This window comes from Micromonospora sp. WMMD956, assembly GCF_029626125.1.
Taxonomy (GTDB): domain Bacteria; phylum Actinomycetota; class Actinomycetes; order Mycobacteriales; family Micromonosporaceae; genus Micromonospora; species Micromonospora carbonacea.
In genome coordinates this window covers 676,676-697,834 of record NZ_JARUBI010000005.1, presented here as the reverse complement: position 1 = coordinate 697,834, position 21,159 = coordinate 676,676, and the positions used below count along the sequence as shown (strand labels likewise).

Here is a 21,159-nt window from a genome sequence, read left to right as displayed (position 1 = left end):
CCACGCCCCGGGTCGGCGGTGATCTTCCAACTGCCGGAAACCGTCCCCCTCGCCCGTCGGGGGCCGGGCGGTCGCCGTACGCTTTCCGTCATGCGCCATGAGTGGCATCAGCTGAGCCATCCCGCCGTGGGCAGCCCCGGCCTGCAGACCAGCCGCCCGACCGTCGACTCCGCCGAGGACGCCGCCCTCGGCCTCGACCGCTGGCGGGAGCTGCCCCGCGCGCAGGTCCCGCCGTGGCCCGACCAGGCCCAGGTCGCCGAGGTCTGCAAGGTCCTCGACACCGTGCCGTCGGTCGTCGCGCCGTACGAGGTCGACCAGTTGCGGCGCAAGCTCGCCCTGGTCTGCGAGGGCAAGGCGTTCCTGCTCCAGGGCGGCGACTGCGCCGAGACCTTCGCCGACAACACCGAGAGCCACCTGCTCGCCAACGCCCGCACCCTGCTCCAGATGGCGATCGTGCTCACCTACGGCGCGTCCCTGCCGGTGGTCAAGGTCGCCCGGGTCGCGGGGCAGTACACCAAACCCCGGTCGCTGCCGACCGACGCCCGCGGGCTGCCGGCCTACCGCGGTGACCTGATCAACTCGCTGGAGGCCACGCCGGAGGCCCGGGTCGCCGACCCGCAGCGCATGATCCGGGCGTACGCGAACTCGGCCGCCGCCATGAACATGCTCCGGGCGTACCTGGCGGGTGGGCTGGCCGACCTGCACGCGGTGCACGACTGGAACAAGGGCTTCGTCAAGAACTCCCCGGCCGGCGAGCGCTACGAGGCGATCGCCCGGGAGATCGACCGGGCCATCGCGTTCATCCGGGCCTGCGGGATGACCGAGGACGACGCGCTGCGCACGGTCACCCTCTACTGCTCCCACGAGGCCCTGGCCCTGGAGTACGACCGGGCGCTCACCCGGGTCTCCGGCACCCGGGCGTACGGGCTGTCCGGGCACTTCCTGTGGATCGGCGAGCGCACCCGGCAGATCGACGGGGCGCACATCGACTTCATCTCCCGCATCGCCAACCCGATCGGCGTGAAGCTCGGCCCGACCACCACCCCCGACGAGGCGATCGAGCTCTGCGAGAAGCTCAACCCGGAGAACGTCCCCGGCCGGCTCACGCTGATCAGCCGGATGGGCAACCACAAGGTCCGGGACACCCTGCCGCCGATCGTGGCGAAGGTCACCGCCGCCGGCGCCAAGGTGGTCTGGCAGTGCGACCCGATGCACGGCAACACCCACGAGTCCTCCAACGGCTACAAGACGCGGCACTTCGACCGCATCGTCGACGAGGTGCTCGGCTACTTCGAGGTGCACCGGGGGCTGGAGACCCACCCGGGTGGCCTGCACGTCGAGCTGACCGGCGAGGACGTCACCGAGTGCCTCGGCGGCGCGCAGGGCATCGAGGACCTGGACCTGCCCGACCGCTACGAAACGGCCTGCGACCCCCGGCTGAACACCCAGCAGTCGCTGGAGCTGGCGTTCCTCGTGGCGGAGATGCTCCGTGGCTGACGCCGTGGGTGATCGGCTGGTCGTCGACCTGCGGTCGGACACCGTGACCCGGCCCACCGCCGGGATGCGGGAGGCGATGGCCGCCGCCGAGGTCGGCGACGACGTCTACGGCGAGGATCCCACGGTCAACGCCCTCGAAGCCGAGGTCGCCGCGCTGTTCGGGCACGAGGCGGCGCTGTTCGCCCCGACCGGGTCGATGGCCAACCAGATCGCCCTGCAACTGGTGGTGCCGCCCGGCGACGAGCTGCTCTGCGACGCCGACGCGCACGTGGTGACGTACGAGATCGGCGCGGCGGCGGCGTACGGCGGGATCTCGTCGCGGACGTGGCCGGCGGCCGGCGCGGACCTCGACCCCGGCGTGGTCGCCGGGATGGTCCGGCCGGACGGCTACTTCGCGGTCCCGACCCGGGCGATCGCCGTCGAGCAGACCCACAACCGGGGCGGCGGCGGGGTGATCCCCCTGGCCACGCTGCGCGAGCTGCGCCGGGTCGCCGACGCCGACGGGCTCGCCCTGCACTGCGACGGGGCCCGGATCTGGCACGCGCACGTGGCCGACCGGGTGCCCCTGGCGGAGTACGGCGCGCTGTTCGACACCCTGTCCGTCTGCCTGTCGAAGGGCCTCGGCGCGCCGGTCGGCTCGCTGGTGGTGGGCAGCGCGGAGCGGATCGGGCGGGCACGGACGATCCGCAAGCGGATGGGCGGCGGGATGCGCCAGGCCGGGGTGCTCGCCGCCGCCGGCCGGTACGCTCTCGCGCACCACGTCGACCGGCTCGCCGACGACCACGCGAGGGCGGCCCGCCTGGCGGAGGCGCTCGCCCCGTTCGGGGTGCTCGCCTCGCCGGTGCGCACGAACCTGGTCCCGCTCGACCTGACGAAGACCGAGCTGGACGCGCGGGGCCTGGCCGCCGCGGCCCGCGCCGAGGGGGTGCTGATCTCGGTGCTCGGCCCGCGCCTCGCCCGCCTGGTCACCCACCTCGACGTCGACGACGCCGCGGTCGACCGCGCCGCCACCGTCCTGACCTCGATCCTCCGCCGCTGACCCGGCCCGCCTCCGGGGCGGGGCAGCGGGGGTCAGGGGTGTAGGCGGTTCAGGGTGGCGATGTCGGCGGCGTGGCCCTCGTGCTTCTCCGTCGGGGTCTCCACCACGATCGGGAGGCCCGCCGTGGCGGGGTGGGCCATCAGCTCGGCGAACGCCGGCTCGCCGATGCTGCCCTTGCCGATGTTCTCGTGCCGGTCCCGGGTCGAGCCGCACAGGTCCTTCGAGTCGTTGGCGTGCACCAGCCGCAGCCGGTCGGGCCCGACCGTGGCCACCAGCGTGTCGAGGCAGGCCGTCATGCCGCCCTCGGCGGCCAGGTCGTGCCCGGCGGCCCAGGCGTGGCAGGTGTCGAAGCAGACGCCCAGGCCGGGGTGCCGGTCGACCGCGTCGAGGTAGGGGCCGAGGTGCTCCACCCGGGAGGCCAGGGACCGGCCGCCGCCCGCGCTGGGCTCCACCAGCAGCAGCGGCCCGCCCGCGGCCGTGGCCTCGTCGAGCAGCGGCAGCAGCGCCTCGCGCACCTGGCGCATGGCCGCGTCGGCGTGGCCGGCGTCGACGGCGCTGCCGGCGTGGAAGACCACCCCCTGAGCGCCGATCGCCCGCCCCCGGCGCAGCGCGTGGGCCAGGGTCTGCGCGGAGCGCTCGACCGTGGCCGGGGTGGGTGAGCCCAGGTTCACCAGCAGGGACGCGTGGATGAACACGGGCACCCCGCGCGCGGCGCAGCCGTCGCGGAACAGCGCGTCCTGGGCCGGGTCGCCCGCCGGCAGCGCCCAGCCCCGGGAGTTGGACACGTAGACCTGGACGACCTCGGAGCCGGCGGCGTCGACGTACGGCAGGGCGGCCTTGGCCAGCCCGCCCGAGGTGGGGGTGTGCGAGCCGACCGGGCGGCGGGGCGCGGGCGTGCTCACAGGCACCCGATCGTGACGGGGGTGCCGGGCGGCACCTGCGAGTTCTCTCCCGGGTTCTGGTACCGGACGGTGCCGTTGGGGTTGAACTGCACGGTCACCGGGTGGCCCTGGCCCTCCAGTTGCTGCTTGGCCTGCTGGCAGGGCAGGTCGACCACCCGGGGCACGACGACCTGCGGCGGGCCCTCGCTGACGTCGAGCTTGACCTGGGCGCCCTTCTCCACGCCGGTGCCGCTGGCGGGGCTCTGCCCGAGGATCTCGTCGCGCGGCTTGTCCGACTTCTTGTAGGTCTCCACCGGCACCAGGCCGAGCTGGGCCAGGGCGGTGCGGGCCTCGGCGAGGTTCTTGCCGACCAGGTTGGGCACCGAGATCGGCGCCTTGCCCTTGCTGAGGGTGACGGTGACCTTCGCGCCGGGCTTGACCTCGGTGCCGACCTTCGGGTCGGTGGCCACCACGACGCCCTCGGGCAGGGTGTCGTCGTAGCGGGAGCCGCCCTTGACCACCACCAGTTCGGCGTTGGTCAGGTCGTCCTTGGCCAGGTCGAAGTCCTTGCCGACCACGTCGGGCACCGGCAGCCGCTCCGGGCCCCGGGACAGGGTGAGGGTGATCGTGCCGCCCTTGACGATCCGGGCCGCCGAGGCCGGCTCCTGCGTCAGCACGGCGTCGCGGGGGACCTGCTCGTCGTAGCGGGGCTCGGCGTAGCGCAGCACGAACCCGCCCCGGCCGGCCTGCCCCTCCGCCTCGGCCTTGGTGAGGCCGACCAGCTCCGGGGCCACCGTGTAGCGGCCCATCCCGAACCACCAGCCGGTGACCGCGACGACCAGGCCGAGGACCACCAGGGCCGCGAGGACGCCCTTGCGGCCGCGCGGGTCGCCCATGATCCGGGTACGCAGCGCGGCGAGCCCCGCCATCGGCCCCTCGGGCTCGGGGGTGGCCCGCCGCCGGTGCGGGCGCTGCGGTTCGGGCTCGGGCAGCCGGGCCCAGGCGGGCCGCTGCGCCGGTCGGACCGCCGCGACCGCCATGGTCGGCTGCGCCATGGCGCTGGTCTCGTCGGCCACCGGGCGCAGCACGGCGGTGTGCGTGTTGGCGTCGCCCAGGTCGTCGCGGGCCACCTGGACCTCGGCCAGCAGGGCGCCGGCGTCGGTGGGGCGCGCGCCCGGGTCGCGGCGGGTGGCCCGGGCGACCAGGTCGTCGAGCGCCCGGGGCAGGCCGGGCACCAGCGTGGACGGGGCGGGCACGTCCCGGTCGACGTGCTGCCAGGCGACGTCCACCGGGCGGTCGCCGTCGTAGGGGACCCGGCCGGTGAGCATCTCGAACAGCACGATGCCGGCCGAGTAGACGTCGGTGCGGGTGTCGGAGCGGCCGTCGGTGACCAGCTCCGGGGCGACGTACGCCACGGTGGCCATGAGCTGGTTGCCCGGCTCCTCCTCGGAGCTGGCCTCCACGGCCCGGGCCAGCCCGAAGTCGGCGACCTTGACGACGCTGTCGACGAGGTTCGCCACGCCGCCGGTGGGCGCCTCGGCGACCAGCACGTTCTCCGGCTTGACGTCGCGGTGGACCAGGCCGGCGCGGTGCGCGGCGGCGATCGCGGCGAGCATCTGCTCCATGATCGCCAGCGCCTCGTCGGGGTTGAGCCGGCGGCGCTCGGCGAGCACGTCGCGCAGGGTCCGGCCCCGCACGTACTCCATGACCAGGTACGGCAGGCCGGCGTGGGTGCCCTGGTCGTAGACCGCGACCACGTTCGGGTGGGTCAGCCGGGCGATGGTCTTCGCCTCGTCGGTGAAGCGCGCCAGGAACCCGGCCATCCGGGTCCGCGCGTCGGGGGCCTGGGTCGGGTGGATGATCTTGACGGCGACGGTGCGCTCCAGGCGCTCGTCGGTGGCGGTGTACACGGTCGCCATGCCGCCACGGGCCACGCGACCGCGAATGCGGTAGCGCCCGTCGAGCAGCGAGCCCAGCAACGTGTCGGCGACCTGTGTGTCCATCGGCAGGCAGTCTATGTCTCCGGAGGGTGGAGGTTGCACCGGATGCTACAGCCGGATGGCGGGGGTCCCACCACGCCGCGCGCGTGGACCGGCCCCGGCGCCCCCGCCGACCTGCTCGCCTGCGGGCCGAGGGGGGTGCCGCGCGCCTCCCGGGCGGGGGCGTGGCAGGGTGATCGGGTGACCGACTCCGCACCCTCCGGCCAGGCCGCCTCCGACGCCGGCCCTGCCGGCCCGACCGACCCGGCCGCCTGGCTGGCCCTGCCGGACGTCGCCGAGCGCCTCGACCTGTCGATCAGCAAGGTGCACCAGATGATCCGGGACCGCGAGCTGCTCGCCGTGCGCCGCGACGGCGTGCGCCGGGTGCCCGCCGACCTGGTGGCCAACCGCACCGTGCTCAAGCACCTGCCCGGCGTGCTCACCCTGCTCGCCGACGCCGGCTACGACGACGAGGCGGCGCTGCGCTGGCTCTACGAGCCCGACGACACGCTCTCCGGCGGCACCCCGGCGGCCACCCTCGGCGGCGACCACGCCCGCGAGGTCAAGCGCCGCGCCCAGGCCCTCGGCTTCTGACGGCCCTCCCGGTCGACCTCCGCACCCGGCCGGACACCGGCCGGTCCGCCCGGCGGGCCGGCTTGGTCGGCCGGCGGGGCGGACCAGGGCGGTCGGCCGGTGGCGTCCGGCCGGGTCGGTCGGCTGACGGACCGGACCGGGCGGGTCGGCCGGCGGGGCGGGTCAGTCGGTGCGGCGGGTGGCGGCGATGGCCAGGTCCACCAGCGCCTGCCGGGCCTCCGTCTCCAGGTCGACGGCCGACAGCGCGGCGAGCGCCGTCTCCGTCAGCGCCGCGATCCGCTCCTCGGTGCGGGCCAGCGCGCCGGTCGAGGTGATCAGCTCGCGCAGCCGGGCCACCCCGTCGGCGTCCAACTCCGGATCGCCGAGCCGGCCGAGCAGCAGGGCGCGGCCCGCGTCGTCGCTCGCCGCCACGGCTGCCGCCACGAGGTACGTCCGCTTGCCCTCGCGCAGGTCGTCGCCGGCCGGCTTGCCGGTCTGCGCCGGGTCGCCGAACACCCCGAGCACGTCGTCGCGGAGCTGGAACGCCTCGCCCAGCGGCAGCCCGTACGCCGAGTAGGCCGCCCGCACGTGGGCGGGCGCGTCGGCCAGCGCCGCGCCCAGCAGCAGCGGACGCTCGACGGTGTACTTGGCCGACTTGTACCGGGCGACCTTGCCCGCGCGCTCCACCGACGTGTCGCCGGTGACCTGCGTCAGCACGTCGAGGTACTGCCCGACGGTGACCTCGGTGCGCATCTCGTCGAAGACGGGCCGGGCCCGGGCGACGACGCGCGGGTCCAGCCCGGCGGAGTGCAGCAGCTCGTCGGACCAGACGAGGCACAGGTCGCCGAGGAGGATCGCCGCCGCGTCGCCGAAGCCGTCGGCGTCGCCGCCCCAGCCGGCCCCCCGGTGCCGGGCGGCGAACCGCCGGTGCACCGCCGGCTCGCCGCGCCGGGTGTCCGAGCGGTCCATCAGGTCGTCGTGGATCAGTGCGCTGGCCTGCACGAACTCCAGCGCGGCCAGGGCGGTGACCACCTGGTCGGCGTCGCCGCCGCCCGCGCCCCGGAACCCCCAGTACGCGAACGCGGGGCGCAGCCGCTTGCCGCCGCCCAGCACGAACGCCTCGATCGCCTCGGCCACCGGCACCAGGGCCTCGTCGACGGCCGTCAGCCAGGTGCGCTGGCCGGCGAGGAAGCCGGCGAGGGCCGTGTCGATCCGCTGGCGCAGGCCGGCCCGGTCGACGGGGGATACGGGAGCAGCGTGGTTCACGCCCCGACGCTATCGGGTCGCCCGGCGGCTGCCGCATCGGCGGTGCGTGGCGTGTCACCGGCCGCTCGTGCCGGGGCACCGGGGCATCCGGGGGACGGGACGCCGCGGGGCCGACGATCCGGGGCCGGCGGCCCGGAGCCGATCCCGCCGGGTGGGCGCGCCGCCGACGGTGCGTGACGCTCGCTCGGGTATCGAACATTACGACTTGACGAACGGCGTGTTATCGCTCACAGTCGATGGTCAAGGACGACGACGCCCACGGCTGCCGGGCAAGCCGCTTCGTTGGTCTTGGATTGGCGTGCGCCAGGCCTGCGTACGTGATGTTAGCGCTCACATCATCGACGCGCGCGGCCGTCCCCGCGCTGCCCATCTCTGGTCATCTGAAGGAGGATCATGTCTGCCATTGGTGGATCGCCATCGATCGCACCGCCGCCGCAGCGGCGACGCGGGTGGCTGTCTCGGGTCGTCGCCGCCGGCGTGTCGACGGTGGTGCTCGGCGTGGCCGCCGCTGCCGCGGTGTCGACGCCCGCCGCCGCTGCTTCGGTCGACACGAACGCGTGGTACGTGTTGGTCAACCGCAACAGCGGCAAGGCCCTGGACGTCTACAACCTCGCCACGAGCGACGGGGCGCGGATCACCCAGTGGACGCGTAACAACGGCAACCAGCAGCAGTGGCAGTTCGTGGACTCCGGCGGCGGCTACTACCGGCTGAAGTCGCGGCTGTCCGGCAAGGTGCTGGACGTCTACAACTTCTCCACCGCCAACGGCGGCAGCATCGTGCAGTGGAGCGACCTGAACGGCACCAACCAGCAGTTCCGGCTGGCCGACTCCGACGGGGGCTACGTCCGGTTCATCAACCGGAACAGCAACAAGGTCGTCGAGGTGCAGGGCGCGTCGACCGCCGACGGCGGCAACATCGTGCAGTACGACGACTGGAACGGCAGCAACCAGCAGTGGCAGCTCGTCCGCGTCGACGGTGGGACGAACCCCACCACCCCGCCGCCGACGACGCCCCCGCCGGGCGGCACGTGCAACCTGCCGTCGACGTACCGGTGGTCGTCGACCGGCCCGCTGGCGCAGCCGAAGGCCGGCTGGGCGTCGCTGAAGGACTTCACCATCGCTCCCTACCAGGGCAAGCAGTTGGTGTACGCCACCACCCACAGCAGCAGCGCCACCGGCGGCTGGGGTTCGATGAACTTCGGCCTGGTCGACAACCTCAACCAGCTCGGCTCGGCCCCCCAGAACACCATGAGCCAGAGCACCGTGGCGCCGTCGCTGTTCTACTTCGCGCCGAAGAACATCTGGGTCCTCGCCCACCAGTGGGGCCCGACGGCGTTCTCGTACCGCACGTCGACCAACCCGGCCAACGCCAACGGCTGGTCGGCCCCGCAGCCCCTGTCGACCGCGACGATCACCGGCTCCGACACCGGCGTGATCGACCAGACGATCATCGGCGACGACCAGAACATGTACCTGTTCTTCGCCGGCGACAACGGCAAGATCTACCGCCAGATCATGCCGATCGGGAACTTCCCGGGCAGCTTCGGCTCCAGCTACACGACCATCATGAGCGACACCTCGGAGAACATCTTCGAGGCGCCGCAGGTCTACAAGGTGCAGGGCCGTAACCAGTACCTGATGATCATCGAGGCCAGGACCAGTTCCTGGGAGCGCTACTTCCGCTCGTTCACGGCGACCAGCCTGAGCGGCACCTGGACGCCGAACGCGACGACCTACAACAACCCGTTCGCGGGCAAGGCCAACAGCGGCGCCACCTGGACCAACGACATCAGCCACGGCGAGCTGCTGCGCACCAGCGCGGACCAGACGAACACGATCGACCCGTGCAACCTGCAGCTGCTCTACCAGGGTCGTTCCCCCAGCTCCGACGGAGTCGACTACGGCCTCCTGCCGTACCGGCCGGGTCTGCTGACCCTGCAACGCTGACCGCGTGAACCGACGCTGACTGCGTGAGTTCGGTCGAGCGGTGGGTCCGGCGTAGGCCGGGCCCACCGCTCGACCGTTCGGCGTCAGTGGCGTCAGTGGCGAGTCAGTGGCGGCAGGGCGTCAGGCGGGCCGGTCGGGCCGGCTGCGCCGCCGGGCGGGGCGGGTGGCGTGCCGGGGCGGGCGCAGCCGCTCCGGGCCCGTCGGCCGCAGGCCGGCGCGGGGCGTCGGGCCGCCGGCCGGTGGGCGTGCCGGGGCGGCCGGCAGCGCCCGGCGCGCGTGCCGGGCGTGCCCGGCGGCGTCGGCCAGCAGCTCCGCCGGCACGGCCAGGACCACGGCCAGCCAGCCCAGCCAGAAGCCCCCCGGCACCCGGAGCTGCCGCTCCCAGCGGGACACCTCGTGCCGGCTCAGCGTGGGCACGCCCGAGGCGGCGCACAGCTCGGCGGCGAGGGCCTGCTGGCTGCGGCCCCGGGCCCGCCGGAGCCGGGCGAGCAACGGCCCGAGCGGCTCCGGGCCGGGCGGCGTGGGCGGCGTCATGGGTCCTCCGGCAGGGTCGGCGCGAGGGCGGCGTCGACCCGCGCACCAGGCGGGACCGGCGCGCCGCCGGTCGGTGCTGACCCCCGCGCGGGCCCCGTCCGCGCTACGCCTGTCTACCCCGGGGGTACGACGTTCCGCCCGGCCCGCCGCCGCGCCGCGACTCCGTGCCGTGTCCGTGCCGCGACCCCGTGTCGTCTCGCGCCCGTCCCGCGTGGCGGTCGGGGGCGGTCGCGTCAGGTGGGAAGGTCCTGGGTGCGGTGCCGCCCGGCCGCTAGAGTCGGACCATGGCTCTCGGTCTACCATCGGTCCTCCCCAACCCGCAGCCGGCGATCGGGGAGCTGATCCGTGACCGTCAGCCCACCTTCTCGTTCGAGTTCTTTCCGCCCAAGACAGCCCAGGGCGAGCGGCTGCTGTGGCAGGCGATCCGCGAGCTGGAGCCGCTGCGTCCCTCGTTCGTCTCGATCACCTACGGGGCCGGCGGGTCGACCCGGGACACCACGGTCGCGGTGACCGAGCGGATCGCCACCGAGACCACCCTGCTGCCGATGGCGCACCTCACCGCCGTCAACCACTCCGTCGCCGAGCTGCGCAACGTCATCGGCCGGCTGGCCGGCGTCGGGGTGCGCAACGTGCTCGCCGTGCGGGGCGACCCGCCCGGCGACCCGGGCGGCGAGTGGGTCCGCCACCCCGAGGGGGTGCTCTACGCCGAGGACCTGGTGCGGCTGGTGCGCGACTCCGGTGACTTCAGCGTCGGCGTGGCCGCCTTCCCCTACAAGCACCCCCGCTCACCCGACGTGGCCAGCGACACCGCGCACTTCGTGCGCAAGTGCCGGGCCGGGGCGGAGTTCGCGGTCACCCAGATGTTCTTCGACGCCGACGACTACCTGCGGCTGCGGGACCGGGTGGCGGCGGCCGGCTGCGACACCCCGATCCTGGCCGGGGTGATGCCGGTCACCCAGCTCAGCACCATCGAGCGGTCCGTGCAGCTGTCCGGGGCCCCGTTCCCGCCGGCCCTGGCCACGCGCTTCGCCGAGGTGGCCGACGACCCGGAGGCGGTCCGCCGGCTCGGCATCGAGCAGGCGGCCGAGATGTGCCGGCGACTGCTCGACGAGGGCGTGCCCGGCATCCACTTCATCACCCTCAACCGGTCCACGGCGACCCGCGAGGTCTGGCAGCAGTTGCAGGTCGGCGCGCAGGTGTGACCCCAGTGGCGCGACACCACAGCGCCGGTGCGACGGTTGTTCCGTGGTGGGCACTTCGCTGAACTGGGACGAGTACGCGACGGCGTGGGCGCGGCTGCACGGGGGGTTCGACCCCCGGGCGGCGGCCCCGGTGGTCCGTGCCTGGCTGCGGTTCGCCTACCACGTCGGCTATGTGCTGGGCCGGCTCCGGGTCACCCCGACCGCCGTCACCGTGGCGGGGGTGCTGCTCTGCCTCTGCGTGCCGCTGTTCGCCGTCCGGCCGGTGAGCGGGCCGGTGCTCGCCGCGCTGTTCGTGCTGGCCGCGTCCGTGGCCGACAGCGTCGACGGCGCGGTGGCGGTGGCCACCAACCGCACCACCCGGCTCGGCTACGTCTACGACTCGGTGGCCGACCGGCTCGGCGAGGCCGCCTGGTTGGCCGCGTTCTGGCTGGTGGGCGCGCCGGGCGCGCTGGTCGCCGCCGCCGGCGGGCTGTCCTGGCTGCACGAGTACGTCCGGGCCCGCTCCGTGTCGGCCGGGATGCGGGAGATCGGCGCGGTCACCGTGGGGGAGCGGCCCACCCGGGTCTGCGTGGCCCTGGTCGGGCTGCTGCTGTCCGGCCTGGCCGGGCTGATCGACCCGGACCTGACCGCCGGCACGATCACCATGGCCACCGCCGTCTGGGTGCTGCTGGCCGGCTTCGGGCTGGGGCAGCTGCTCGCCGCCGTCCGCCGCGCCCTCATCGAGGCCGGCTGACCCCTCGTCGAGGCCGGCTGACCCGCCGCAGCGGGGCGTTAAGCCGCAGCGGGGCGTTAAGAAGGGGCCCCTGCTCTACAGAATGCGTTAACAAGGTGCCCCTCCTTACCCCCAATCCGGGCCGATGGCGTCGGCGACGATCTGCGCGGAGAGGGTGACCATCGGCAGGCCGCCCCCGGGGTGCCCCGAGCCGCCGACCAGCCACAGCCCGGCCGCCGGCCCCCGGTTCGCCGGCCGCAGCAGCCCGCCCGCGGTGCCGTAGATCGCGCCGCCGGGCGCGCCGGTCGCGGCGTCCAGGTCGGCCGGGGTGCGGACCTCCCGGAACACCAGCCGGTCGCGCACGTCGACGCCGCGTTCGGCGAGCACGTCGAGGACCCGGTCGGCGTACGCGTCGGCCAGGCCCGGCCGCCGCCAGTCCACCGCGCCCGTGGCGGTGCCGTGGCGGGGCGCGTTGACCAGCACGAACCATGCCTCGTGCCCGGCGGGGCGCACCGCCGGGTCGTCGGCGACGGTGACGAAGACGGTCGGGTCGGAGGCCGGCCGGGCCCGCACGCCCCGCCCGGGGTGGCCGAAGACCGCGTCGAACTCGGCGTCGTAGTCGCGCGGGAAGAACACGTTGTGGTGGGCCAGGCCGCTCTCGCCGGCCACCCCGAGCAGCAGCACGAAGCCGGCGAGGCTGCGGTCGGTCAGCCCGGCCAGCCGGCGCGGGCTGGGCAGCAGGTCCCGGTAGAGGGTCAGCGCGTCGACGTTGGCGATCACCACGTCGGCGGGCACGGGCGCGGCGACGCCGGCGAGGCGTACCCCGTGGACCCGGCCGCCCGCCGCGTCGATCCGGGTGACCGCGGTGCCGGTCTGCACGACCACGCCCAGGTCCAGGCAGCGGGTCAGCAGCGCGTCGGCGAGGGTGCCCAGGCCGCCGCGCAGGTACCAGCCGCCGAACGCCAGCTCCGCGTACGGGACGGCGACCAGCGCCGCCGGGGCCCGGCGCGGGTCCGCCCCGGTGTAGGTGGCGTACCGGTCCAGCAGCATCCGCAGCCGGGGGTCGGCCAGGTGCCGGCGGCCCAGCCCGCGCAGGGTGCGCCCGGGGGCGATGGCGGCGAGGTCGCCCAGCCGCCAGGCCAGCGCGGCCAGGTCCAACGGCGAGTCGATGGGCCGGCGCAGGATGTCGCGCTGCGAGGCGCCCCAGACCCGGGCGGCGCGCCGCCACAGCCGCTGCCAGTCGGCGGCGGCCCGGTCGCCGAACGCCGCGCCGACGCGGCCGGCGAACTCGGCCGGGTCGGCGCAGGAGTCGAGGGCGGGCCCGCCGCCGGGGAAGACGTGCCGGACGATCGGGTCCAGCGGGGTCAGGTCGAGATACTCGTCGAGCTTCGCGCCGGTCGCCTCGAACAGGTCGTGGAAGACCTCCGGAAGGGTGAGCAGGCTGGGCCCGGTGTCGAAGTGGAACGCGCCGGCCGGGGTGTCGTGGACGTACCGGCCGAGCTTGCCGCCGACCGTGCCGGCCTGTTCGAAGACGGTCACCTCGTGCCCGGTGGCGGCCAGCCGGGCGGCGGTGGCCAGCCCACCCACCCCGGCACCGACGACCACGATCCGCGCCATGACGTGCCCTCCTAGCTGACCGGGCGACCCCGCCAGGACAGGCGACGCCGCTTCCGCAGATGGTACGACCGCGCGGTCAGCCAGCCGAGGACCACGACCGACACGGGGTGGCCGAGCGCGTCGGGCCACCACCGGCCGCCGGTGGCGCGGGCGCTGACCGCCCGCCCGGCCACCCCGAGCAGCCAGGCCAGCGCCGCCACCGCCGCCACCGCCGGAGCGCCCGCGACCAGGGCGGCCAGCGCGACCAGCGGGGGAGCCGTGTAGAGCAGCAGCAGCGCCGCCAGCACGGCCGCCGCCGCCGTCGGGTGGCCGAACGAGGCCCACAGCGACTTGGTGTAGCCGTCGCGCAGCTGCGGCCAGTCGTCGTACATGCGGCAGGTGGCCAGCCGGGAGCCGTCGGCCAGGGCGATCCGGTCGCCGGAGCGCTTGACCGCGCGGGCCAGCTCGATGTCCTCCAGCACCCGGTCGGCCACGGCGGCGTGGCCGCCCGCCGCCGCGTAGCCGGCCCGGTCGACCACGAGGAACTGCCCGCCGGCCGCCGCCAGCGACGGCCGCGGCGAGCGCTCCATCGCCCGCAGCGGCAGGAAGGTCAGCCACAGCCACTGCAACAGCGGCTGCACCAGCCGGTCCGCCGGGGTCCGGGTCACGATCTGCGGGTACGGCGACAGCAGCGTCACCCGCGCGGCGCGCAGCTCGGCGACGGCCGCCGCCACCGCGTACGGGGCGAGGACGACGTCGGCGTCGACGAAGGCCAGCACGGTGGCGGCCGGGTCGGCGCGGGTGGCGAGCTGGTGGCAGGCGTGCGGCTTGCCCAGCCAGCCCGGCGGCGGGGCGACGCCGGTGAGCAGGGTGACCCGGTCGTCGCCGCCGGCGACGGCGCGGACCACGTCGGCGGTGCCGTCGGTGGAGCCGTCGTCGAGCACCACGATGCGCAGGCGGGGCACGCCGCGCTGGGCGAGCAGCGACTCCAGGCACGGGGTGACCCGGTCGGCCTCGTCGCGCAGCGGCAGCAGCACCGCGACGGCCTCGGCGACCTCGACGGGCCCGCCGGCCGGGCGGCGCAGCCACCGGGTCGCGTTGACCCAGGTGTGCGCGGTGAGCGCGGCGACGGCGGCGAGCAGCAGCAGGACGCCGGTCATGCGGTCGCGTCGGCGGGCGGGCCCTGCTGGGGCTGCCGGTCCTGCCGGCGGTCGCGGTCCTGCCGGTCCGGTCGGCGGTCGCGGCCGAGCGCCAGGGCCAGCGGGACGGCGGCGACCGCCATGCCGGCCGCGCCCCACGCCGCCGACGCGGGCAGGCCGAGGAACACCGCGTGCGCCAGGATGCTGGAGGCGTACGTCCACAGGTAGAGCGCGAACATCGGGGCGTCGCCGGGGCCGGCCCGGTCGACGGCCGGCCCGGCCAGCGGGCGCAGCGCCGCCATCAGCAGCACCGCGAACAGCAGCCAGCCGAGGTAGTTGCTGACGGGCACGCCGGGCAGGCCGGGCAGCGCGGGGGTGGCGTCCCGCCACACCCAGTAGCCCTCGGCGACCATCTGCGGGTCGAGGAACAGGTCCCACGCGGCGAGCCCGACGGCGGCGAGGGCCACCCGGGCGACGCCGGGGGCGACGAGCCGGGCCGCCGTGAGCCACGCGGGCCAGGCCATCCAGGTCCAGGCCAGGGGGATGACCAGCGGCACCCCGGCCAGCTTCGGGCCCAGCTCGCCGGAGTAGTCGTAGCTGCCGAACGGGAAGCCGGTGGCCACCCCGAGCGCCTCGATGGCGAAGCCGCCCCCGGTGGCCACCGCGACCAGCGCCGCCGCCGCGCGGGGCCCCCGGGTCAGCAGCGCGTGGCCGACCGAGAGGGCGTAGCCGAGCACGACGGTGGCCACGGTCAGCCCGGCCCGGGTGGCGTCGGCGGTGAGCGGGTAGCAGATCTGGGCCAGGACCAGCGCGCCCAGCCCCACCCAGGGCAGCAGCGGCCGGAGGCCGGTCCGGGTCACGGCGCGGCCGGTCCCGATGCCGGGCCGGCCTGCGCGGGGGCGCCGGAACCCGCCCGGTCGGCCGGGCCGGCGGCCGGGGCCGGCGGGGTGAGCGGGAGGTCCCGGCCGAGGATGCCGAACGGGCGCTCGTCGCCGGGGAAGTGGAAGTGGCGCAGCACGTCGACGAAGCCGAACCGGCGGTACAGCCGCCAGGCCCGGGACCGCTGCTCGTCGGCCTCGGGCGTGGAGAGCAGGGTGGTGCCGCCCGGCGCCATGGTGAGCAGCGCGGTGAGCTGCCGGGTGCCCAGGCGGTGCCCCTGGGCGGGCGGCCGGACGTGCAACTCGACCACCTCGAAGCAGTCGGTGAGCCAGCGCCGCCGGTCCCCGGCGGTCAGCGCCCGGTGCACCTGGTCGTGCCACCACTGGCCGGGCGTGCCGAGGTAGCCGTACCCGAAGCCGGCCAGGTGCCCCTCGGAGGTGAGGCTGGCCACGGCGCGGAAGCCGGGGCGGCGCACGTGGGTGGCGATGTAGCCGCGCCGCGCCTCCAGCAGGTCGGACCGGTAGTTCATCGCCTCGCCGTAGACGGCCACCACGTCGTCCAGCCGTCGGACCAGGTCGTCCGGCGTCCAGCGCACCAGCCTCATGCCCGTCCATCCTTCGCCGTTGCCGCGTCGCCGTCGGCGACCCACCCCAGCACCGCCCGGTCGCCGACCACGTCGCGCACCTCGAACCGCGCGAAGAGCTCCTCCGCGTACCACCCCTCGGTGGGGGTGCGCGCGATGGCGGCGCGGTGCTCGGGGTGACGGTACGCGAACGCGACGAGGTCCGCCGGATCGCGCCACACGCTGACCGTGCCCTGCCAGCCCAGCGGGGCCTCGCCGACGCCGAACCGGGCCAGCAGGCCGGGCGCGGCGTGCAGGGCGGCGGCCACCGGCGGGACGGCCCGCCAGAAGGTGGCCGCCCGGCGGGCCCGCAGCCGGGCCCGGGTCAGCGCCAGCACCGGGCCGGCGACCCGGCCGCCGGACGGCTCGCCGAAGGGCCGCCGCCCGGACCACTCGCCCCGGCTGGTCAGCGGGCGCAGGTCGACCCGCGCCGCCGAGCGGGCGACGCGGGCCCAGGAGCGGCCCACCGGCGAGGCGTCGAAGCCGGCGGCGTCGGCCGCGCGGTCCCAGACGGCGAGGGCCGCCCAGCGGGTCGGGTCGGCGTCGCCGGGGCCGAAGCCGGTGCCCGTCCCGGTGCCGAGCAGCTTGCCGAACCGGACCCCGGGGGTGCGGCGCAGCCGGGCCGGGTGCGTCGCCATCCGGCCCAGCGCGCCGGGCAGGGCCGCCCGCCCGATCCGCCAGACGTGCAGGGTGACCAGCTCGGGGACGCCGCTCACGCCACCTCGGTCGCGGTGCCGGCGGTGATCCGCAGCAGCTCCGCGTACGTCGTGGGGAAGACCGCCTGGGGCACCCCGCCGGCCGCCCAGACCTCGTCGTGGCCCGCCAGGGCCACGTCGACGAGGGTGCGCAGCGGCCCGGGGTGGCCGAGCGGGGCGACCCCGCCGATCGGCTGGCCGGTGTGCGCGCGGACGAACTCGGGGGTGGCCCGGCGCAGGTGGGTGAACCCGAGGTGCGCGGCCAGGCCGGCGGCGTCCACCCGGTGCGCGCCGGAGGTGAGCACCAGCAGCGGCGCGCCGTCGGCGTCGAAGACGAGCGAGTTCGCGATGGCGCCGACGGCGACGCCGAGCGCGTCGGCCGCCGCGGCGGCGGTGTGCACCGCCTCGGGCAGCAGGCGGACCTCGCTGGGCCGGCCGGAGCCGTCCCGCGCGCCCGCGGCGTCGAGGGCCTCCTGCACGGCCCGCACGTTCGGGTGTGGCTGCATGCCGCCCATTCTCCCCGCCCCCGCCGGGCCCGGCGCACCCACCCACCCGCGCCCCCGCCGGCCGGCTACGCCGCGGCGGCCCACGCCGTCGGCCGGGTCCCCGGCCAGCCGGGGGTGGCCCGGATCCGGCCGTCGGCGGTCACCAGCAGGGCGGCGTACCCGTCGAGGGTGGCCAGCCAGTCCAGGGTGTCCGGGCCCCCGGCGACGGCCGCCGTGGCGTACACGTCGGCCCAGAGCAGGTCGGGGCCGACCACGGTGACCGCCCGGACGGCCCCGGCGGGCCGGCCGGCGCGCGGGTCGGTGATGTGCGTGCCGCGCCGGGCGGTGCCGGAGGTGGCGACCGCGCCGGACGCCCGCTCCAGCACGTCGAGTAGGTGCCCGGGGCGCTGCGGGTCCTCGACGCCGACCCGCCACGCCGGTCGGTCGGGCGCGGCGCGCAGCAGCACGTCGCCCCCGGCGTTGAGGCACACGTCGTGGTCGGGCAGGTCGGTCAGCCACCGGGCGGCCCGCGCGACCGCCCAGCCCTTGACCAGCCCGGACGGGTCGAAGCCGACGCCGCCGCGCGGCAGCGGCAGCCGCCGGGCGTCGAACCGGCCGTCGGTGCGCAGCCGGGCCCGCTCGCACAGCTCGACGACCTCCCGCACCGCCGGTTCGGCGGTGGCCGGGTCGGGCGACCGGCCGTCGAGCCGGCCGAGGACGCTGTCCGGCCGGTACGTGCTGAACGTGTCGTCGGCCGCCCGCAGCTCGGCGAAGAACGCCTCCACCCGGGCGGCGACGGCGGCGTCGCGCACCCCGGGCCCGCGCAGGTGCACGCTCACCGGCAGTCCCATCACCTGTTCCACCCAGGCCCGCCGGCCCGGCTCGGTGGTCGTGGCCATCGTGTTCACCTTCCCGCTCACAGGTGGGCCGCGTCGATGGCGGCCTGGAGGGACTCCCGGTAGCCGTCGCTGGTGACGGTGGCCCCGGAGACCGTGTCGATGTCGGCGCTCTGCGCGGCCAGGGCCGACTGCCGCAGGATCGGCACCGCGTAGTCGTTGATCTGCTGGTCCCGGTGGTTGCCGTCGGGCACCTGGAGCGTGGTGACGTCGGTGATCTTCCCGCCGGAGACGGTGATCCGGACCTGCACCGGCCCCCACCGGGTCTGCGCCACCGACCCGTCGTACCGCCCGGCGTCGGTGCCGGACGAGCCGGTGTCGGCGTCGGTGCCCGACGGGCCGGTGTCGGTGCCGGCCGGGCCGGTGCCGGCGTCGCCGCCCGTGCCGGCGGCGATCGCGCTGCTCTCCCCGCCCACCCCCATCGTGCTGGTCTTGTAGCTGAACAGCAGCACCAGCGCCGCCACGGTGGACAGCAGCCACACGGTGATCCGTCGCATGGAAACCCCCTTCGCGCCTGTCACCAGGCAAAACGTTCGTGGTGGGTGTGCTCGTCGGGCACCCCGGCGGCGCGGGTCGCGGCCCGCGCCGCGTCGACCCAGCCGTCCGGGCCGCAGAGGAAGACGTCGTGGTCGGCGATGTCGGGGGAGAGCCGGCGCAGCGCCTCGGCGTCCGGCGTCCCCTCCGCGTACGCGGGCAGCCAGGCGGGTCGCCCGGCGCGCGGGCCGACCAGGTGGTGCACCACCACCCCGCGCTCGGCCGCGAGCCGGTCCAGCTCCGCGCGGAAGGCGATCTCCTCCCCGGTACGCGCGCGGTAGAGCAGCACCGCCTGCCCCGGTGCGTACGGCAGCTCCCACAGCAGCGCCAGCAGCGGGGTGACGCCGACCCCGCAGGCGAACAGGGTGATCCCGCCGCCGCGCCAGTGCTCCCCGGTCAGCCGCCCGTACGGGCCCTCCAGCAGCACCCGGGTGCCGGGGCGCAGGGCGGCCACCCGGGCGCTGCCGTCGCCGAGGTCCTTCACGGTGATCCGCATCAGGTCCCCCGCCGGGGGCGCCGACAGCGAGTACGGGTGGGCCCGGGACCAGCCGGGGCCGTCGAGGAACCGCCAGGAGAAGAACTGCCCCGCCCGCACGGGCAGCCGGTGCAGGTCGCGCCCGCGCAGCCACACCGAGGTCACCCCCGGCGCCTCGGGCACCACCGCCGCCACCTCGACCCGGTGCCGCAGGGAGCGCCACGCCGGCAGCCCGAGCCGGAACACCAGCACGCTGCCCAGCGCCAGCAGGTAGACCGTCCACCAGTACGCCCGCGCGGCGGGGGCGGCGACGAAGTCCGCGCCGGTCCAGAGCTGGTGCGGCAGGGCCAGCGCGATCCCCAGGTACGCGTACAGGTGCAGCAGGTGCCAGGACTCGTAGCGCAGCCGGCGGCGGGCCGCCCGCACCGAGGTGGCCACCACCAGCACCAGCAGGCCCAGCGCGGCGGTGGCCAGCAGCATCCCCGGGTAGCCGGTGACCAGCAGCCAGGACTGCGTGACGACGTCCTCGCGGGCGGTGCCCGCGTACCCGATGGTGGTCAGCGCCACGTGGGCCAGCAGCAGGTGGAACGAGGCGAAGCCGGCGAGCCGGTGCCAGCGGGCGATCCGGTCCTGGCCGAAGCGCCGCTCGACCAGCGGCACCCGGGCCATCAGGACCACCTGGATCAGCATCAGGTCGGCGCTGAGCAGGCCGGTGAGCCGGCCGGCGGAGGTGAGGCCGCCGGCCACCCCGGACAGCAGCTCCTGCACGCCCCGGTCGGCCGTCCAGAGGGCGGTGACCACGAGCAGGCTGAGCACGGCGGCGACGCCCGCCGCGTCGGCCCACCAGCCGGGCGCCCCCGGCGGGACGAGCCGGGCCGGGGCCGGTCGCCCGGCGACGGCGGCGCTCATCCGACGATCGTTTCGGTACGGCTGACGTTCATGGTCCCCACCCTGCGGCGGTGACCTCGACCGGTCCTTTGCGAAGCCTGTGCGCGTCCTGGGAGTCGCGGCGGTCAGCGGCCGGCGGCGGGCGCGCCGGTGACCACGGCGTCGGGCGCGGGCGGCACGGTCTGCCGTCCGGGCGGGGCCGACCGGGCCGTCTCGGCCAGCGCCACCCCGAGCAGCACCAGCGCGCCGCCGCCGAGCTGGGCGGCGTTGAGCGTCTCGCCCGCGCCGATGACGACCCAGGCGACCGCGGCGGCGAGCACCGGCTCCACCATGCCGACGATCCCGACGCTGGTCGCGGGCAGGTGCCGCATCGCGCCGGCCACCAGCAGGTACGGCACGACCGAGCCGAGCACCACCACGTACGCGCAGAGCAGGGCGACCGGCACGCCCCCGGCGCGGCCGGTCAGCGGCTCCCAGCCCCCGGCGCCGGCGGTGACCGCCCGGGTGAGCAGCCCGGCCACCGCGGAGCCGCCGAACGCCCAGGTGCACAGCGACAGGGTGTCCCGGCCCTGCACGCCCCGCGCCCCGAGCACGTAGTAGCCGGCCAGGAAGACCGCCGCGCCCACCCCGGCGAGCACGCCCAGGCCGTCCAGGCGCAGCCCGCCCCACACCTCGGCCACGCAGCCCAGCCCGACGAGGCTCAGCGCCAGGCCGACCCAGAGCCGGGGGCGGACCCGGTGCCGCTGGCCGAACCGCGCCCAGAGGGCGACCAGCAGCGGGGCGGAGTACTCGAACAGCAGGCCGATCCCGACCGGCAGCCGGGAGATGGCGACGAAGTAGAGCATCGGCACCAGGAAGAAGCCGGTCAGGCCGTACCCGAGCAGCAGCGGGAGCTGCCGGGGGGTGACCCGCAGCCGGCGCGCCCCCGGCCGCAGCGCGACGCTGAGCAGCAGCAGGACGACGACCGCGCCCAGGGCGCGCAGCAGGGTGAGCTGCTGCGCGTTCAGGCCGGCCCGGAGCACCAGCTTGGAGACCGTGCCGTTGACGGCGAACAGGGCTCCCGAGCCGAGCACCATGGCGACACCGAGGGCGGGGCGGGGAGTCGTCACCAGCAGAGGCTAGCGTCGCCGTCTGTTTCGGCACGCCGGCCTGCCACACGTTGCGTTTTCGTCGGGCGCGGGGTGTACTGTCAGCAGTAGTTAGAACGAGTGTTCGATTGCCTCGAACGTTCGTTCCAACCACCCGGGGTGGTGTTTCGCGGCGCCGGCCCCGGGCGGTGCGGCTCCGCGGGCCGCACCTGGGTCCCGGGCAGTCGCGAGT

20 protein-coding genes are annotated in these 21,159 nt (G+C 76.0%); 6 read left to right on the top strand and 14 right to left on the bottom strand.

The window, feature by feature from the left end; translation table 11 throughout:
- Positions 1-90: 90 nt before the first annotated feature.
- Positions 91-1,497: a 3-deoxy-7-phosphoheptulonate synthase class II gene (locus tag O7628_RS03250; protein ID WP_074474852.1), complete on the top strand. Its 1,407-nt coding sequence runs from the start codon at positions 91-93 to the stop codon at positions 1,495-1,497.
- Positions 1,490-2,536, top strand: coding sequence for a GntG family PLP-dependent aldolase (locus O7628_RS03245; protein ID WP_278128233.1), 1,047 nt, complete (start codon positions 1,490-1,492; stop codon positions 2,534-2,536). The genes O7628_RS03250 and O7628_RS03245 overlap by 8 nt, the downstream gene beginning before the upstream one ends.
- 32 nt (positions 2,537-2,568) lie before the next feature.
- On the opposite strand, the gene O7628_RS03240 is transcribed toward O7628_RS03245, so the two are convergent.
- Both O7628_RS03240 and pknB read right to left on the bottom strand, forming a co-directional pair.
- Entirely contained in the window at positions 2,569-3,438 is an 870-nt protein-coding gene (locus tag O7628_RS03240; RefSeq protein ID WP_278128232.1) for a deoxyribonuclease IV, read from the bottom strand.
- Entirely contained in the window at positions 3,435-5,420 is a 1,986-nt protein-coding gene (gene pknB, locus O7628_RS03235; protein WP_278128230.1) for a Stk1 family PASTA domain-containing Ser/Thr kinase, read from the bottom strand. The genes O7628_RS03240 and pknB overlap by 4 nt, the downstream gene beginning before the upstream one ends.
- Before the next feature lie 177 nt (positions 5,421-5,597).
- Between pknB and O7628_RS03230 the strand changes: the two genes are divergently transcribed.
- Positions 5,598-5,990 carry an Rv2175c family DNA-binding protein gene (locus tag O7628_RS03230; protein ID WP_278128228.1) on the top strand — a complete coding sequence of 131 codons (393 nt, stop codon included), beginning with the start codon at positions 5,598-5,600 and terminating at the stop codon, positions 5,988-5,990.
- 162 nt (positions 5,991-6,152) lie between these two features.
- Here O7628_RS03230 and O7628_RS03225 read toward each other — a convergent pair whose 3' ends face one another.
- Positions 6,153-7,235, bottom strand: coding sequence for a polyprenyl synthetase family protein (locus O7628_RS03225; RefSeq protein WP_278128226.1), 1,083 nt, complete (start codon positions 7,233-7,235; stop codon positions 6,153-6,155).
- 393 nt (positions 7,236-7,628) lie between these two features.
- Between O7628_RS03225 and O7628_RS03220 the strand changes: the two genes are divergently transcribed.
- On the top strand, positions 7,629-9,182 hold the full coding sequence (locus O7628_RS03220; RefSeq protein ID WP_278128224.1) for a non-reducing end alpha-L-arabinofuranosidase family hydrolase: 1,554 nt from the start codon (positions 7,629-7,631) through the stop codon (positions 9,180-9,182).
- Positions 9,183-9,302: 120 nt separating this feature from the next.
- Here O7628_RS03220 and O7628_RS03215 read toward each other — a convergent pair whose 3' ends face one another.
- On the bottom strand, positions 9,303-9,716 hold the full coding sequence (locus O7628_RS03215; RefSeq protein ID WP_278128222.1) for a helix-turn-helix domain-containing protein: 414 nt from the start codon (positions 9,714-9,716) through the stop codon (positions 9,303-9,305).
- A gap of 284 nt (positions 9,717-10,000) precedes the next feature.
- Between O7628_RS03215 and metF the strand changes: the two genes are divergently transcribed.
- Together metF and O7628_RS03205 are read left to right on the top strand one after the other, a co-directional pair.
- Positions 10,001-10,918, top strand: a complete 918-nt coding sequence (gene metF / locus O7628_RS03210) for a methylenetetrahydrofolate reductase [NAD(P)H] (RefSeq protein ID WP_278128220.1) — start codon at positions 10,001-10,003, stop codon at positions 10,916-10,918.
- 43 nt (positions 10,919-10,961) lie between these two features.
- A complete protein-coding gene (locus O7628_RS03205) occupies positions 10,962-11,651 on the top strand; it encodes a CDP-alcohol phosphatidyltransferase family protein (protein ID WP_278128218.1) in 690 nt (229 codons plus the stop codon).
- A 105-nt stretch (positions 11,652-11,756) separates the two neighbouring features.
- Here O7628_RS03205 and crtI read toward each other — a convergent pair whose 3' ends face one another.
- The 10 genes from crtI to O7628_RS03155 all read right to left on the bottom strand — a co-directional run bounded on the left by crtI (position 11,757) and on the right by O7628_RS03155 (position 20,948).
- Positions 11,757-13,247, bottom strand: coding sequence for a phytoene desaturase family protein (gene crtI / locus O7628_RS03200; RefSeq protein ID WP_278128217.1), 1,491 nt, complete (start codon positions 13,245-13,247; stop codon positions 11,757-11,759).
- Positions 13,248-13,258: 11 nt separating this feature from the next.
- Positions 13,259-14,386: a glycosyltransferase family A protein gene (locus O7628_RS03195; protein WP_278128216.1), complete on the bottom strand. Its 1,128-nt coding sequence runs from the start codon at positions 14,384-14,386 to the stop codon at positions 13,259-13,261.
- Positions 14,383-15,225 (bottom strand): carotenoid biosynthesis protein, encoded by an 843-nt coding sequence (locus O7628_RS03190; RefSeq protein ID WP_278128215.1) that lies wholly within the window; start codon positions 15,223-15,225, stop codon positions 14,383-14,385. The genes O7628_RS03195 and O7628_RS03190 overlap by 4 nt, the downstream gene beginning before the upstream one ends.
- On the bottom strand, positions 15,222-15,848 hold the full coding sequence (locus tag O7628_RS03185) for a GNAT family N-acetyltransferase (RefSeq protein ID WP_278128214.1): 627 nt from the start codon (positions 15,846-15,848) through the stop codon (positions 15,222-15,224). The genes O7628_RS03190 and O7628_RS03185 overlap by 4 nt, the downstream gene beginning before the upstream one ends.
- Positions 15,845-16,582 (bottom strand): monooxygenase, encoded by a 738-nt coding sequence (locus O7628_RS03180; protein ID WP_278128213.1) that lies wholly within the window; start codon positions 16,580-16,582, stop codon positions 15,845-15,847. Before O7628_RS03180 ends, O7628_RS03185 begins: the two co-directional genes overlap by 4 nt.
- Complete coding sequence (locus O7628_RS03175) at positions 16,579-17,067, bottom strand: YbaK/EbsC family protein (RefSeq protein WP_074474476.1); 489 nt, start codon at positions 17,065-17,067, stop codon at positions 16,579-16,581. The genes O7628_RS03180 and O7628_RS03175 overlap by 4 nt, the downstream gene beginning before the upstream one ends.
- A gap of 65 nt (positions 17,068-17,132) precedes the next feature.
- Positions 17,133-17,945, bottom strand: a complete 813-nt coding sequence (locus O7628_RS03170; protein WP_278128211.1) for an FAD:protein FMN transferase — start codon at positions 17,943-17,945, stop codon at positions 17,133-17,135.
- Positions 17,946-17,962: 17 nt separating this feature from the next.
- Entirely contained in the window at positions 17,963-18,439 is a 477-nt protein-coding gene (locus O7628_RS03165) for an FMN-binding protein (RefSeq protein ID WP_278128209.1), read from the bottom strand.
- A 20-nt stretch (positions 18,440-18,459) separates the two neighbouring features.
- Positions 18,460-19,860, bottom strand: a complete 1,401-nt coding sequence (locus tag O7628_RS03160) for a ferredoxin reductase family protein (RefSeq protein WP_278128207.1) — start codon at positions 19,858-19,860, stop codon at positions 18,460-18,462.
- A gap of 104 nt (positions 19,861-19,964) precedes the next feature.
- Positions 19,965-20,948, bottom strand: coding sequence for an EamA family transporter (locus O7628_RS03155; protein ID WP_219824940.1), 984 nt, complete (start codon positions 20,946-20,948; stop codon positions 19,965-19,967).
- Positions 20,949-21,159: the final 211 nt, after the last annotated feature.

Coding starts and splice junctions, on each gene's coding strand:
- O7628_RS03250 (WP_074474852.1), top strand. CDS start 91: ATGCGCCATGAGTGGCATCAGCTGAGCCATCCCGCCGTGGGCAGCCCC.
- pknB (WP_278128230.1), bottom strand. CDS start 5,420: ATGGACACACAGGTCGCCGACACGTTGCTGGGCTCGCTGCTCGACGGG.
- O7628_RS03220 (WP_278128224.1), top strand. CDS start 7,629: ATGTCTGCCATTGGTGGATCGCCATCGATCGCACCGCCGCCGCAGCGG.
- O7628_RS03215 (WP_278128222.1), bottom strand. CDS start 9,716: ATGACGCCGCCCACGCCGCCCGGCCCGGAGCCGCTCGGGCCGTTGCTC.
- metF (WP_278128220.1), top strand. CDS start 10,001: ATGGCTCTCGGTCTACCATCGGTCCTCCCCAACCCGCAGCCGGCGATC.
- crtI (WP_278128217.1), bottom strand. CDS start 13,247: ATGGCGCGGATCGTGGTCGTCGGTGCCGGGGTGGGTGGGCTGGCCACC.
- O7628_RS03195 (WP_278128216.1), bottom strand. CDS start 14,386: ATGACCGGCGTCCTGCTGCTGCTCGCCGCCGTCGCCGCGCTCACCGCG.
- O7628_RS03185 (WP_278128214.1), bottom strand. CDS start 15,848: ATGAGGCTGGTGCGCTGGACGCCGGACGACCTGGTCCGACGGCTGGAC.
- O7628_RS03175 (WP_074474476.1), bottom strand. CDS start 17,067: ATGCAGCCACACCCGAACGTGCGGGCCGTGCAGGAGGCCCTCGACGCC.
- O7628_RS03170 (WP_278128211.1), bottom strand. CDS start 17,945: ATGGCCACGACCACCGAGCCGGGCCGGCGGGCCTGGGTGGAACAGGTG.
- O7628_RS03165 (WP_278128209.1), bottom strand. CDS start 18,439: ATGCGACGGATCACCGTGTGGCTGCTGTCCACCGTGGCGGCGCTGGTG.
- O7628_RS03160 (WP_278128207.1), bottom strand. CDS start 19,860: ATGAGCGCCGCCGTCGCCGGGCGACCGGCCCCGGCCCGGCTCGTCCCG.